Raw genomic sequence first — 13440 nt, 5'->3', positions numbered from 1 at the left:
CTCAGGCTCCGTCCCGGATCAGGTAGGCGTCGTGCAGCACGGGCTCGCCCTCGCTGGGCTCGATCCAGATGTCCCGGACCTGGTCGGACCTCGTCGCCAGGCGCGTCTGGACGGGATAGAGCGGCAGGTGCCAGGCCTGGGACGTGAGGATCCCCTGGGCCTTGGAGTACAGCTGCTGCTGCTTCTCGGGGTCGGTGGTGCCGGCGGCCTGCACGAGGGTCCGATCGAGCTCGTCGTCAAAGTCGCGCGCCACGTTCTGCCCGTTGTCGATGTCGAGGGTCTCCTGGGAGAACTTGATGTACATGACGCCGGGCGTGGGGCTGTTCCAGTAGCCGCCCTTGACGTCGTAGGTGGTGGGGTCCTGCTTGATCGCGGTCATCGAGGCCGCGTCCTTCGGCTGCAGCTCCACCTTGATCCCGGCCCGCTTCTCCATGGCCTGGAAGTTCTGGAAGATCGTGAGGTCCGCCGGGGGCGTCTCGCCGGGATCCGAGTTATAGGGCAGGCGCAGCGTGAGGGTCTTCCCGTCCTTCGTGCGGTAGCCGTCCGCGTCGCGGCCCGTCCAGCCCGCCTCGTCGAGCAGCGCCGCCGCCTTGTCCGGGTCGTAGGGGAAGGGCTCGTGGTAGCTCTCGTCGTAGTCCGGGGTGCCGCTGGACAGGGCGTTGCCCTCGTAGGGGAACACGCCCGCGTAGGCGCTCTCGACGATCCCGGCGGCGTCGGCCGCATGCACGATCGCCCGGCGCACGCGCACGTCGGACAGCTGCGGGCTGTCGGTGTTGAGGTCGAGGGCGAAGGGGACGCCGGAGTGCACGAAGTCGTCGGTGTCGATGCGTGGGTCGGCGCTCGCCGCGGGTACGGATTCGGGCGGGAGGTTGAAGATGGCCTGCGCCTTCCCGGACTGCAGGGCGCCGAAGCGGGCGGTGTTGTCCTTGAGGAACCGCCAGGTGACCTTCTCGAGGTAGGCGGGGCCCTGGTGCTTCGCGTCGGCCGGGGCGGAGTCGTAGTCGTCGTTGCGCACCAGCACGACCTCCTGGTTCCGCTTCCACTCGGCGACCTCGAAGGGGCCCGTGCCGACGGGCGCCGCGCAGTTCGCCTCGAGCCCGCGGGCCATCGCCTTGGGGGACTCGATGCCGAAGAACGCCTGCGAGAGCACCGTGAGCAGCGGCGAGTAGGGACGCTTGAGGGTCACGCGCACCGTGTGCTCGGAGACCGCGGTGGCCTTCTCGAAGTACGGCGAGAGGTACAGCAGGTCGGTCGAGGACTGCGTGTCCGGGTCCATGATCTGCTCGAAGTTCGCGACCACCGCGTCCGCGTCCAGCGGCTCCCCGTCCGTGAACTCCACGCCCTTCTTCAGGTGGAAGTCGTAGGTCAGCCCGTCCTTCGACACGTGCCAGGACTGGGCGAGCCAGGGCACGACCGTGCCGTCGGCCTTCATCGAGACCAGCGAGTCGAGGTACTGGCGGGCGATGTAGGTCTGCGGCATGTCGCCGCTGTTGTGGGGGTCCAGGCAGGTGGGCTCGCGGTCGGTGGCGTACACGAGGTCGCCGCCCTCCTTCGTGCCCGCGGGCAGGGAGGCGGAGGGGTCGGCGGTCCCGCAGCCGGCGAGCACCGCGAGGACGGCGATCGCCGCGACGGCGGCGAGGGCGGGGCGGGGTCGCATGGGCGGCTCCTGGTGTGCGGGGAGGGGCGGGTACCGGTGACGCGGGATCGGTCCCGGACCCGCCCGACACTAAGCAGGGGTGATGGCTGACCAAAGGTTTGTGACGGCCTGCGACGCCGGACGTCTCCTGCGTGCCCGGCGCGGGCGGGCGACGGCATCCGCCGTCATGCGCCGTCACACGGGATGCGCCCGCGCGACCGGGCGGCGGAGAGTGCAGGACGTCGAGCCCCACCCGCACCCGCTGATCACCCAGGACGGTCCATGTCGCCCAAACCGCTCATCCTCAACCTGTTCGAGATGAACTGCGTCGGCCACATCACGCACGGGCTGTGGCGCCTGCCCGGGAACAACCGCCACCGGTACACCGACCTGGACTACTGGACGGAGCTCGCGCGGATCGCCGAGGACGGCGGGTTCACCGCGATCTTCCTGGCCGACGTCCAGGGCGCCTACGACGTCTACGGCGGCTCGGCCGAGACCGCGCTGCGCGAGGGGCTGCAGATCCCCAGCAACGATCCGATGCTCGTGGTCCCGGCGATGGCCGCGGTCACCGAGCGCCTGGGCTTCGGCATCACGTTCTCCACGAGCTACGAGCCGCCCTTCGCCTTCGCGCGCCGCATGTCGACGCTCGACCACCTCACCGGCGGCCGCGTGGGCTGGAACATCGTCACCTCCTACCTGCCCAACGCCGCCCGCAACTTCGGCCTCTCCGAGGAGATCGAGCACGATCACCGCTACGAGATCGCCGACGAGTACCTCGAGGTGCTCTACAAGCTGTGGGAGGGCTCCTGGGACGACGGGGCCGTGGTGCGCGACGCCGAGGGCGCGGTGTACACCGACCCCGCGAAGGTGCACCGGATCGACCACGAGGGCGCGAACTTCCGCGTCGCCGGCCCGCACCTGGCCGAGCCGTCCCCGCAGCGCACGCCCACGCTGATCCTCGCGACGGCGTCTCCTGCGGGCGCGAAGCGCGCGGGCGAGCACGCCGAGATCGTCTTCACCCACGGCCCGCTTCTCGAGCGCACCGTCCCCGCCGTGCGCGAGGCCGCCGTGGCCGCCGGGCGCGACGCCTCCGACCCGAAGTTCGTGGTCCAGGCGGCCGTGATCACCGCGCCCACGCAGGAGGAGGTCGACGAGAAGCTCGCCCGCTACAAGGCGCACCGCTCGACCGAGGGCATGCTCGTCCACCAGTCCGTGCCGATCCGTGCGCTCGACCACCCGCGCGAGCGCACCATCGCCGAGGCCCTCGAGATCGAGGGTCTCCCCGCCGACACCCCCGTCGGCCGCAAGGGCGCGCACGAGACCGTCGGCGACCTGCTCGACGCGGTCGACGAGGCCTGGCAGGACCGCTTCTTCGTGGCCGGGACGCCCGAGGTCGTGGCCGACGCGATCGAGCACTGGCTCGACGTCGAGGGCATCGATGGCATCAACCTGCGCCAGTACCACTCCTTCGACACGGTGCGGGACTTCGCCGAGCTGGTCTCGCCGATCCTGCGCGAGCGCGGGCGGCTGCCGCAGCGGGAGGGCACCCTGCGCGGGCGGCTCTCGGGCGCGGACCGGCTGCCGGACTCGCATCCCGCGGCCCGGTTCCGCGGGGCCTTCGAGGGCGTCGGGGTCTGAGGTCCGGTACGACGGGCCCGGGCACCGGAGGGCGGGGCGGTCGACGAACGGCGGCGCGGGCGGCGGGCCTAGACTCGACCGGGTGACGCAGACCCCGGCCCCGCTCACCCAGGACCCTCTCGCCTGCCTCGTCGCCGCGCTCGGCGGGCGGGGCTGAGAGCGCGATGAGTCCGTCCTCGGTCGAGCAGGGCGACCCCGCATCCGATCGGTCCGGGGCTCGTGGCCCCCGTGCACGCCGATACGACCCGGACCGCCGCGACCGCATCATCGACGCGTGCCTGGACGTGATCGCCGAGCACGGGCTGGCGGGCACCTCGCACCGTCGCGTCGCCGCTGCGGCCGATGTCCCCCTCGGCTCGATGACCTACCACTTCAGCGGCATGGACGAACTGCTCCGCGAGGCCTTCACGCGCTTCGCCGACTCCGTCGCCCGGAAGGCCGAGCGGCGCATGGCCGCGGCCGAGGACCTCGACGACGCGCTCGCCGAGTTCAGCCGGAACATCGACGAGGACGTCCTGGCCACGCAGCGCGACCTGATCCTCACCCTCGAGCTCTACACGCTCGCCGCGCGCAGGCCCGAGTTCCGCGACATCACCACCACCTGGATGACGCGCACCCGCGCGACCCTCGAGCCCTTCGTCGACCCGCGCACCGGGCAGATCCTCGACGCCATGAACGAGGGGCTCACGATCCACCGCGCCCTGCACGCGGACCCCGCGAGCGAAGGCCTCGCGGCCGACGCCCTCGCCCGGATCGCGCGCGGGACCGACGAGCACTGAGACCGGCTCGGGTTCCTCGATCAGACTCGTCGGCCGCGCAGCGCCCCCGCCGCGACGATGACGGCGAGCCCCGCGACCGGCACCACCAGCAGGCCGACCCGCAGTGATGCGGCGTCGGCGATCAGCCCCACCACCGGCGGCGAGGCGAGGAAGCCGAGGCGCATCAGCCAGGAGACCACGGTCAGCCCGGTGCCGTGGCGCAGTCCGGGCAGCTCGTCGGCGTGCCCCATGGCGGCCGGGACCAGCGTCGCGCAGCCCAGGCCCGCCGCGGCGAAGCCGAGGATGACGGCGGGGACCGTGGCGATCGCGAGGGCGGCGCCCATGCCGATGGCGATGAGGAGCCCACCCGCGCGGGCGACGGTCCGCTGGCCGAAGCGGTCGACCAGGCGGTCGCCGACGAGGCGGCCGACGATTTGCGCCCCGACCAGCGCGATGTACCCGTAGGCGGCGACCGCCGCGCTCGCGCCCAGGTCCCGGCCCAGGAACAGTGCGGCCCACGAGTTGCCCGAGTCCTCGACGACGGTGCCGCCGATCGCGAGCACGACCAGCGCCGCGAGCAGCAGCAGGGTGCGGGTGGAGATGCGGGCGGCGGCCGACGGGCCCGCGCCGGACGGGGTCGTGTCGGGCGCCGCGTGCTCGGGCTCCGCGTGCTCCGTCTCCATGCGCTCGGGCTCAGGCTCCGGGACGGAGACCGGCGCGGAGTCCGGCGCCTGCGCGTCCTGCGCGCCCTCGTCCTTCCCTGGCAGGCAGAAGCGGAGTGCGACCAGCGAGATGACGGCGAAGAGCACCGCCGAGACCGTCAGGTGGATCCCGAGCGGCACGCGGAGGGCGATCGCGGCGGCAGCCATCGAGCCGCCCAGCACCGCTCCGATCGACCACACCGCATGGAACGAGTTGAGGATCGAGCGGCGGTAGGCGCGCTGCACGCGCAGCCCGTGAGCGTTCTGGGCGACGTCGGTGATCGCGTCGCACGCGCCCGCGAGACCCAGCGCGAGCGCGAACATCGCGGCGGAGGGCGCGGCAGAGACCATCAGCAGCGCGAGCGCCGTCAGCACCGTGCCGATGGTCGCCGCGCGGGCGGATCCCAGGCGCCTGATCGCGGGCGCCGCCGCGAGCCCGGCGAGGATCGCGCCCGTGGGGAAGGCGGCGATGGCCAGGCCGTACGTGGAGTTCGCGAGCCCCAGGGACTGCTTGATCTCGGGGTAGCGGGGGAGCACGTTGGCGAGCAGGGCGCCGTTGGTGAGGAACAGCGCCGCCACCGCCCAGCGGGCGCGGCGGAGTCGGGCCGGGGGCGCCGCGGCCCGGGCCGGTCGAAGAGCGGTCATGTGTACGACTGCACGCTCCGCGGGAACGCGCGCGCGAGCGTCCCGCGAGGGGTCGCGAGAACGCGCGCGAGGAGAAGGCGTGGAAAGGGCGACGCCGCGACCGTCGGCCGGCGCCGTCGGGCCCGTCGGCCCCTCGTCCCGTCCCGCAGGACGATCGTCCCGTGACGTGAGACGTCATGGCTCGTAGTGTGTCCCCAGCGCCCCACCTGTTGAAGGCCCGGGCACACCTGTGTGCCCTCACCTGCCCCGAGCGAAAGGACCGCGATGCTCGATTCGACCCTGCAGGAGACCTACGACGCCGTGCTGCGTCGCAACCCGGGAGAGCCGGAGTTCCACCAGGCCGTGCGCGAGGTGTTCTCGTCGCTGGAGGTCATCCAGGACCGCCACCCCGAGTACACGGACCAGGGCATCATCACCCGCCTGTGCGAGCCGGAGCGCCAGATCATCTTCCGTGTCCCGTGGGTCGATGACCAGGGCACCGTCCAGGTCAACCGTGGTTTCCGCGTCGAGTACAACTCGGCGCTGGGCCCGTACAAGGGTGGACTGCGCTTCCACCCCTCGGTCAACGTGGGCATCGTGAAGTTCCTCGGCTTCGAGCAGATCTTCAAGAATTCCCTGACCGGCCTGCCCATCGGCGGCGGCAAGGGCGGCTCCGACTTCGACCCGCACGGCCGCTCCGACGGCGAGGTCATGCGCTTCTGCCAGTCCTTCATGACCGAGCTGCACCGCCACATCGGCGAGTACACCGACGTCCCCGCCGGTGACATCGGCGTGGGCGCCCGCGAGATCGGCTACCTGTTCGGCCAGTACAAGCGCCTGACCAACAAGTACGAGGCCGGCACCCTGACCGGCAAGGGCCTGGACTGGGGCGGCTCGCTCGTGCGCAAGGAGGCCACCGGCTACGGCGCGGCCATCTTCGCCGACGAGATGCTCAAGGCCCGCGGTGAGTCCTTCGACGGCCGCAAGGTCGCGATCTCCGGCTCCGGCAACGTCGCGATCTACGCGGCGGAGAAGACCGCCCAGTTGGGCGGCATCGCCGTGACCGCCTCGGACTCCTCCGGCTACGTCGTGGACGAGGACGGCCTGGACCTCGAGCTGCTCAAGCAGATCAAGGAGGTCGAGCGCGGCCGCATCGCCGAGTACGCCGATCGCCGCGGCGGCCGCTCCCGCTTCGTCGAGGGCGGCAGCGTGTGGGACGTCCCCGTGGACATCGCCCTGCCGAGCGCGACCCAGAACGAGCTCGACGCCGACGCCGCCCGCACCCTCGTCAAGAACGGGGTCAAGGCGGTCTCCGAGGGCGCGAACATGCCCTGCACCCCCGATGCCGTCGAGGTGTTCCGCGAGGCGGGCATCGCCTACGGCCCGGGCAAGGCCGCGAACGCCGGCGGCGTCGCGACCAGCGCCCTGGAGATGCAGCAGAACGCCTCGCGCGACGCCTGGTCCTTCGACTACACCGAGGGCCGTCTCACCGACATCATGGTCGGCATCCACCGCACCTGCCTCGAGACGGCCGAGGAGTACGGCCGCCCCGGCGACTACGTGGTGGGCGCGAACGTCGCCGGCTTCCGCAAGGTCGCCGACGCGATGATCGCCTTCGGCGTCATCTGATCCGCAGCGCGGCCGTCCCCACGTGGCCGGCCGGCGAGAAGTACGAAACGGTTGCCAAGATCGGTCTTGGCAACCGTTTCGTACTTCTCGCGCTGTCGCGGCGTGGATGGGGCCGCCTCGTGCCGGCTCGAGCCGCCTCGAGCGGGGTCAGTCGGCGCCGAGGCGCGCGCGGAGGGTGTCGCGAAGGATGGGAAGCGCCGTGGAGTAGTGGTCGTCGGCCGCGCGGCGCTCGGCCACCCGGCCTGCGACGTGCAGCAGCATCGCGGTCTTCTCGAAGACCTCCCACGCGTCGCGCCGAGCGCGCAGACCAGCCGGGTCGAGCGTCCGGGCGGGCAGGAGCGGCGTCTGGCCCTCGAGGCGCGGCAGCTCGGACGCATCGTCGAGCCGTGTGCGCGCGTGCAGGTAGCTGCCCATGAAGTCCTCGATGTCCTCCTCGGCGAGCGGCACGTACCAGGGGCCGCCGTGCACCGGGCCTCCGATGATCGCGAGGTCCCGCGCCGGATCGTCACCCATCGACCACTCGAAGTCGATGAAGCGGGGGACCTGCGCGTCCCACACGATGTTCGTCGCGCACAGGTCGCCGTGGCTGAGCACGAATCCCTCGAGATCCGCGAAGGCGGAGTCGGCCGCCCGCAGCCGTTGTGCGGCGGACCGAAGGATGCCCGGGCCTCCGACCCCTGCGAGCACCTCCGCGTCCACCGACTCCGTGTCGGCCTCGAAGAGCTCGAGGAGCGAGAGGCGACCGGACTCCATGCGCTCCCATGGATCCGCCCCGAGCGTCACCGGACCGCGCCCCGGCGTCGCCACTCGATGCAGGTGGGCGAGACGTTCCGCGTGAGCAGCCAGGTGGTCCCGGGTCCATTGTGCGGGCGCGAGGATGCGACCGGGCACGGGAGTCGTCACCAGGTACGGTGCCCCGAGGGGGCTCGACTCCGCATCGTCGTGCAGGGCGAGGGGCTCGGGGCCGACGTCGGGTGGCAGCTGGGTGAGGGCGGCGAGCTCGTCGGCCAGAGGGTGGGCGGGAGCGTGCCAGGGGATCCGCACCAGCAGCGCGGTGCCGTCCTCCGCGCGCAGGCGCCATGCGGCGAAGGTCTCGCCGGTGCCGAGCAGCTCGACGTGCGCAGGGCCGCCCAGGCCGGCGAGCCGGGAATGCTTGGATTGGCCCGGAAGGCGCCGTGCATGACCTGCGTCCCGCAGGGGGAGCAGCAGAGTCTCCTCATGCCAGGCGCGCTGGATCCGCTTCCCCATCTGGGGTGAGGCGGCCGCTGGGGGAGTGGGCACCGAGGCGGTCGCGGGGGAGGGCGTGCCGGTCATCGTGGTCTCTTCTCACGCCTCTGCGAGCGCCCGACGCAGGTCTTCGGTGCTCGCGGGGCGCGCGCCCTCGGGGCGCGCTCCGGGCGTGCTCGCGCGCAGAGCTTCGGGATCGGCGGCGTAGGGGAGCGTGTAGGCCTCGCGTCCGCGCTCGAAGCGCCATCCCTCGCTCAGGGGCCCGGCATCGAGGGCGTCGTAGCCGAGTGCGTCGAGAAGGTGGGTGACCTCGGCCTTGGCGGCGGCGTCATCGCCCGCGATCGGCAGGGCGGATCGGTCCGAGGCGCCGCTCGGACGTGCGAGGGCGAGCAGGTGCGAGTGCACGATGTTGTTCAGGCCCTTGACGACGCGCGCGTCAGGGAAGTGCGCCGCGGTGAGGCCAGAGGTGGTCGTGCCGGAATCGAGTGCGGGAATCGTCCCGTCGCGCTCGGGGTAGTGGTTCATGGTGTCCACGACGATGCGACCCGCGAGCAGCTCGGGATCGAGCGAGGTCAGTGTCAGCAGAGGGACGGTGAGCACCACGATGTCGCTCGCTGCGGCCTCGGCCGTGGTGCCGGCCCGCACGTGCGAGCCGATGTCCTGGGCCAGGTCCTCGAGCGACGAAGGCCCTCGGCTGTTGCTGAGCACCACGTCGATCCCTGCGGCCTGCGCCAGGCGGGCGACCGTCGATCCGATGTGCCCGGCCCCGATGGTGCCGATGGTGGGGAGATGCTGCGGGTCTGCCATGTTCCGACCCTAGCCCGCGGGCTCGCGCATCGGACGGCCTCCCCGACCTTGTCGGCAGTCCGCCCTCGATACTCAGATGCGAATCATTCTCAGAACATGCTACGGTCCTGCGCATGACTCACTCAGGAACCATTCTCACCAAGCGGCGACGATGGGGGCTTCTCGTCGCCTCGGTCTCGGCCTCGATGCTCGCGCTCTCCGGATGCGGGGCCGGTGGCGGGGAATCCGCCGCCTCCGACGGCGAGGACTCGAAGAAGTCCGCGGCCCAGGCCGCCTCCGACCGCACCGAGGTCGGCGCGCTCACCCCGCGCATCGTCCTCGCCCACGAGGGCGGCGTGACCACGCTCGACTCCTCGGACGGCTCGGTCATCGACGAGACTCCCGTCGAGGGCTACGTGCGGCTGAACCCCTCGGGCGACGGCCGCAGCGTCATGGTCAGCGCCGGATCCTCGATCACCGCGTACGACACCGGCCTCATCGCCCAGGCGCACGGTGACCACTTCCACTACTACACGCAGGACCCGGCCCTGCTCTCCGACGTCACGATCCCCGCCGAGGAGCCCGGGCACGTCGTCCCCCACGGCGAGAAGACCGCGACCTTCGCCGACGGCACCGGCGCGATCACCGTCTTCGACTCCACGGCCCTCGCGGACGGGCAGCTGAAGACCGTCGCCGAGGCCCGGACTGACGCCCCGCACCACGGCGTCGCCGTGCCGCTGTCCGACGGCTCGCTGCTGCACACCGTCGGCACCGAGGACGAGCGCCACACCGTCGTCGTCGAGGATGCGGACGGCAAGGTCACGGCGAAGACCGAGGACTGCCCGGGCGTCCACGGCGAGGCCGCCGCGAAGCCCGACGAGCACGGGGACATCGTCACCCTGGGCTGCGAGAACGGGCCCGTCATGTACAAGGACGGGGAGTTCCACAAGATCCACGTCGACGAGGACTTCCAGCGCTCGGGCAACCAGCAGGGCCATGAGGACTCGCCGATCGTCCTCACCGACTACAAGGTCGAGGAGGACCCCGAGGGCGGCATCGAGCGCCCCACGAAGGTGGGTCTTCTGGACACCCGCGACGGCTCCTTCGACACCGTCGACCTGGGCTCGGAGTACTGGTTCCGCTCCCTGGACCGCGGGCCCGACGGCGAGGCGCTCGTCCTCACGGCCGACGGAGAGCTGAACATCCTCGACCCCGAGAGCGGCAAGGTCCTGCACGAGACGAAGGTCGCCGAGGAGTGGACCGAGCCGGACCAGTGGCAGGAGGCCGGGCCGATGCTCTCGGTCGCCGACGGCACTGCCTTCGTCGCCGACTCGAAGAACAAGAAGCTGACGCTCGTCGACATCGACACCGGCAAGGCCTACCAGGAGATCGACCTGCCGGAGGTCCCGCACGAGATGCAGGTGACCACGGGCACCGCCTCGGGCGAGTACGAGGTCTCCCCGGGCGCCGACGAGGGCGGCGAGCACTCCGAGGACGGCCACGACCACGAGGGCGAGGACCACGAGGGCCACGACCACGAGGACCACGCCGAGGACGAGGCCGCCTGAGCCCACCGGATCCCCCGCTTCGATGTCTCTGGGTGAGACCTCACGCCCCTCTGCGCGTGGAGACCTCACCCAGAGACATCGAAGCCGTTCCGCCTCCCCGACCCACCTCCCTGGCCTGCTTCCCGATCGACGTCCCTGGCCACCCCGTCGACCGATCCCGCCACCGCCATCCCACCCGCCTACCGGTCGCCCGCCTCCCGGTCACCCGCCGCCGTACAGTGGACCGCGCCTGATCCGGCACCGTCCAGCAGAGAGGCGACCTCCCCGATGACTGAGCTGCGTGACCGTCTGCGGAAGCTCCCCGCATTCCCGTCCGACCTGCCCGTCCTCGACCCGGACTCCGTGCCCGAGGACCCCGAGGCGCTCTTCCGCGACTGGCTCGAGGAGGCGATCGCGAGCGGGGCGCGCCAGCCCCACGCGATGACGTTCACGACCGTGGACGAGGCCGGGTTCCCCGTCGGCCGCACCCTGATCCTCAAGGACATCGAGGACGGCGCATACCAGGTCTCGACCCACCGCACGTCCCGCAAGGGAGCGCAGCTCGAGCAGGACGCGAAGGCGTCGATGATCTTCTTCTGGCGCGAGTCCGGGCGGCAGGTGCGCATCACCGGCACGGTCATCGCGCTCGACGACGAGGCCTCCCAGGCCGACTGGGCCTCGCGTCCCAGCTTCACCGGTGAGCCCAACCCCGACTGGCAGGTGTACGCGCTGGTCCCGAGCGCCTTCGAGTTCATGCAGGCGCGGGAGGACCGCCAGCACACGCGGATCGAGTACACGGTCCAGGGCCAGGGTCGGGCCCAGGCCGATCCCGACGCGGCCGCCCCGTCGAGCGCCGCAGCGCGCACCTGGACCCACGGCCCCGTCCCGACGCCCGCCGGCTGATCGCGCCCTCGGCCCGCCCCTCCGCCATCGCCCCTCGGCCCCTCCCGCGGCCCGCTCCGCCGCGCGCTCGCGAACCCCGCCCGAGCCGAACATGAACGAACGCGAAGCCTGAGTCCGCGATCGGGCGGTCGGCCCTACAGTGGCCCCATGGACATCGCTGTTCTCGGGGCCACTGGAACCATCGGATCTCTCGTCGCCGACCGCCTGGAGGCGGCCGGGAACGACGTGAGACGACTCAGCCGCGCGAGCGGCGTGAACACGGAGACCGGGGAGGGCCTGGAGGCCGCTCTCGACGGTGCGGACGTGGTCGTCGACGCGACGAACATCGCCACGATCCGCGCGACGCCGGCCGTCCGCTTCTTCGCACGCAGCGCGAAGAACATCGCCGCGGCGGCGAAGAAGGGCGGCGCGGGACGCGTCGTCTGCATCTCGATCGCGGGGGTCACCAAACCGGGCGCCGCCCTCGGCTTCGGCTACTACCGGGGCAAGTGCGCGCAGGAGCGCGGCTACCGGGCGGCGCCGATCCCCACCACGATCATCCGCTCCGCGCAGTGGTTCGAGCTCGGCGAGCAGATGGTGGCCCAGGCGAGCCTCGGCCCCGTCGCCGTGCTGCCGCAGATGCGCATGGCGCCGCTGGCGACCGAGCGCGCCGCCGACCACATCGCCGAGGAGATCATCGCGACCGGTCGCGGCGTCGTCCCGGAGATCGTCCCCGGCCAGAACGCGCGCCTCGCGCCCGAGGAGGGCGAGGACCCGCGCAACCGGATCGTCCGCCTGCGCGGGCCGGAGGAGATGACGTCCGCGCAGCTCGTGCGCAGGATCCTGGGCGCCCGCGGCAGCGTCGCCGGCCGCTCGCCGAGCCTGGTCGCGGAGTACCCGTACCTGGGCAGGCGGCTCGCCGGCGGGGTGCTCGTCCCCTCTTCCGAGGGCACCATCGTCGACGACCTCACGCTCGACCAGTGGCTCGAGGCATGAACGGGGCGCCCCGGACCGTCTGAGCCGCCGTCGCCGCTGGTAGCGTGCGCCGCCGAGGATCGCTCCCGAGGATCGGAGATGCAGATGGCCGGACACGACCGCGGTCAGGCGCAGGAGAGGCGGAGCCTGGGCGCGAGCGACGAGCCGCTCGAGGACGCGCTGGTCGAGGGCTTCGTGAACTCGGTCAGGGAGGGTGCCAACCGACTGAACCGCACCTGGCGCGCACTGATCATCACCGGGCTGTTCGGCGGCATCGACGTCGGCATCGGGCTGCTGGCGATGCTCGCGGTGCTCGACGCGACCGGATCGAAGCTCCTGGGAGGCCTCGCGTTCGGCGTCGGCCTGTACGCGCTGCGCCTGGCCCATTCCGAGCTGTTCACCGAGGACTTCCTGCTGCCCATCCATGCGGTCGTCGCCCGGCACGGCACCTGGTGGCAGCTGCTGCGCCTGTGGGCGACCACCCTGGCGACGAACCTCATCGGCGGCTGGGCCTTCTCGTGGCTCGTCGTCGCGGCGTTCCCGCGCTTCGACGATCTCCTCGTGAAGAGCGCGACCGAGTACATGTCCAGCGGCCCCACCCGCGAGACCGTGGCGCTCGCCCTGCTCGCGGGGTTCACGATCACGCTGGTGACCCGGATGAGCCAGGGCTCCAACGAGGGGATCGCCACCCTCGCCAACTCGCTGATCTCGGGGCTGCTCGTGGTGGGGCTCGGCATGCTGCACGGCGCGCTGAGCTCGGCCGTGATCTTCGGTGCGATGCATGCGGGGGCCGACATCCCCTACACCGACTGGCTGGTGTGGTGCGCCTGGGTGGTCCCGCTGAACATGGCAGGCGGGCTGGTGATCCTCGCCCTGCCCCGGATGGTGCGCACCTGGGAGCTCGTCCGGCGCGAGCGCGCGGCGCAGGACCCCGACGATGACACCCCCTCGATGGTCCTATGACCCCTGGTGAACCGACCTCCGTCGCGCATACCGGACGCTAGGAGGGGTGTGGGGTCGACCCGGGCCGCGCG

General features: G+C 71.9%; 11 protein-coding genes. 7 read left to right on the top strand and 4 right to left on the bottom strand.

Annotation, left to right across the window (positions count from 1 at the left end; genetic code table 11):
• Position 1: 1 nt before the first annotated feature.
• Complete coding sequence (locus Bra3105_RS10565; RefSeq protein ID WP_228356658.1) at positions 2-1657, bottom strand: ABC transporter substrate-binding protein; 1656 nt, start codon at positions 1655-1657, stop codon at positions 2-4.
• A gap of 261 nt (positions 1658-1918) precedes the next feature.
• On the opposite strand from Bra3105_RS10565, the gene Bra3105_RS10560 reads away from it, so the two are divergent.
• Together Bra3105_RS10560 and Bra3105_RS10555 are read left to right on the top strand one after the other, a co-directional pair.
• Entirely contained in the window at positions 1919-3277 is a 1359-nt protein-coding gene (locus Bra3105_RS10560; RefSeq protein ID WP_228356657.1) for an NtaA/DmoA family FMN-dependent monooxygenase, read from the top strand.
• 164 nt (positions 3278-3441) lie between these two features.
• Entirely contained in the window at positions 3442-4056 is a 615-nt protein-coding gene (locus Bra3105_RS10555; RefSeq protein WP_228356656.1) for a TetR/AcrR family transcriptional regulator, read from the top strand.
• Positions 4057-4076: 20 nt separating this feature from the next.
• Here the strand turns inward: Bra3105_RS10555 and Bra3105_RS10550 are convergent, their stop codons facing one another.
• Positions 4077-5381: an MFS transporter gene (locus tag Bra3105_RS10550; protein ID WP_228356655.1), complete on the bottom strand. Its 1305-nt coding sequence runs from the start codon at positions 5379-5381 to the stop codon at positions 4077-4079.
• Positions 5382-5645: 264 nt separating this feature from the next.
• Here Bra3105_RS10550 and gdhA point away from each other — a divergent pair, with 264 nt between their 5' ends.
• Complete coding sequence (gdhA, locus tag Bra3105_RS10545) at positions 5646-6989, top strand: NADP-specific glutamate dehydrogenase (protein WP_152353880.1); 1344 nt, start codon at positions 5646-5648, stop codon at positions 6987-6989.
• Positions 6990-7136: 147 nt separating this feature from the next.
• Here gdhA and Bra3105_RS10540 read toward each other — a convergent pair whose 3' ends face one another.
• Together Bra3105_RS10540 and Bra3105_RS10535 are read right to left on the bottom strand one after the other, a co-directional pair.
• Positions 7137-8303 carry a phosphotransferase family protein gene (locus tag Bra3105_RS10540; RefSeq protein ID WP_228356654.1) on the bottom strand — a complete coding sequence of 389 codons (1167 nt, stop codon included), beginning with the start codon at positions 8301-8303 and terminating at the stop codon, positions 7137-7139.
• Between the two features lie 12 nt (positions 8304-8315).
• Complete coding sequence (locus tag Bra3105_RS10535; RefSeq protein WP_228356653.1) at positions 8316-9023, bottom strand: NADPH-dependent F420 reductase; 708 nt, start codon at positions 9021-9023, stop codon at positions 8316-8318.
• Between the two features lie 113 nt (positions 9024-9136).
• Between Bra3105_RS10535 and Bra3105_RS10530 the strand changes: the two genes are divergently transcribed.
• From Bra3105_RS10530 to Bra3105_RS10515, 4 genes are all read left to right on the top strand, one after another.
• Positions 9137-10570 (top strand): hypothetical protein, encoded by a 1434-nt coding sequence (locus tag Bra3105_RS10530; RefSeq protein WP_228356652.1) that lies wholly within the window; start codon positions 9137-9139, stop codon positions 10568-10570.
• A 267-nt stretch (positions 10571-10837) separates the two neighbouring features.
• Positions 10838-11452 (top strand): pyridoxine/pyridoxamine 5'-phosphate oxidase, encoded by a 615-nt coding sequence (locus tag Bra3105_RS10525; protein ID WP_228356651.1) that lies wholly within the window; start codon positions 10838-10840, stop codon positions 11450-11452.
• A 147-nt stretch (positions 11453-11599) separates the two neighbouring features.
• Positions 11600-12427, top strand: a complete 828-nt coding sequence (locus Bra3105_RS10520) for an SDR family oxidoreductase (RefSeq protein ID WP_228356650.1) — start codon at positions 11600-11602, stop codon at positions 12425-12427.
• Positions 12428-12505: 78 nt separating this feature from the next.
• A complete protein-coding gene (locus Bra3105_RS10515; protein ID WP_323188817.1) occupies positions 12506-13369 on the top strand; it encodes a formate/nitrite transporter family protein in 864 nt (287 codons plus the stop codon).
• The last annotated feature ends 71 nt before the right edge of the window (positions 13370-13440 follow it).

This window comes from Brachybacterium halotolerans subsp. kimchii (genome assembly GCF_020792675.1).
GTDB classification, from domain to species: domain Bacteria; phylum Actinomycetota; class Actinomycetes; order Actinomycetales; family Dermabacteraceae; genus Brachybacterium; species Brachybacterium halotolerans.
The sequence above is the reverse complement of the archived record's forward strand: the minus strand, read 5'-3'. Positions and strand labels throughout refer to the sequence as shown.

What these genes read in the sequence shown, in the direction of transcription:
- Bra3105_RS10530 (WP_228356652.1), top strand. Translation starts at nt 9,137, where the DNA reads ATGACTCACTCAGGAACCATTCTCACCAAGCGGCGACGATGGGGGCTT.
- Bra3105_RS10525 (WP_228356651.1), top strand. Translation starts at nt 10,838, where the DNA reads ATGACTGAGCTGCGTGACCGTCTGCGGAAGCTCCCCGCATTCCCGTCC.
- Bra3105_RS10550 (WP_228356655.1), bottom strand. Translation starts at nt 5,381, where the DNA reads ATGACCGCTCTTCGACCGGCCCGGGCCGCGGCGCCCCCGGCCCGACTC.
- Bra3105_RS10515 (WP_323188817.1), top strand. Translation starts at nt 12,506, where the DNA reads ATGCAGATGGCCGGACACGACCGCGGTCAGGCGCAGGAGAGGCGGAGC.
- gdhA (WP_152353880.1), top strand. Translation starts at nt 5,646, where the DNA reads ATGCTCGATTCGACCCTGCAGGAGACCTACGACGCCGTGCTGCGTCGC.
- Bra3105_RS10560 (WP_228356657.1), top strand. Translation starts at nt 1,919, where the DNA reads ATGTCGCCCAAACCGCTCATCCTCAACCTGTTCGAGATGAACTGCGTC.
- Bra3105_RS10555 (WP_228356656.1), top strand. Translation starts at nt 3,442, where the DNA reads ATGAGTCCGTCCTCGGTCGAGCAGGGCGACCCCGCATCCGATCGGTCC.
- Bra3105_RS10565 (WP_228356658.1), bottom strand. Translation starts at nt 1,657, where the DNA reads ATGCGACCCCGCCCCGCCCTCGCCGCCGTCGCGGCGATCGCCGTCCTC.
- Bra3105_RS10520 (WP_228356650.1), top strand. Translation starts at nt 11,600, where the DNA reads ATGGACATCGCTGTTCTCGGGGCCACTGGAACCATCGGATCTCTCGTC.
- Bra3105_RS10535 (WP_228356653.1), bottom strand. Translation starts at nt 9,023, where the DNA reads ATGGCAGACCCGCAGCATCTCCCCACCATCGGCACCATCGGGGCCGGG.
- Bra3105_RS10540 (WP_228356654.1), bottom strand. Translation starts at nt 8,303, where the DNA reads ATGACCGGCACGCCCTCCCCCGCGACCGCCTCGGTGCCCACTCCCCCA.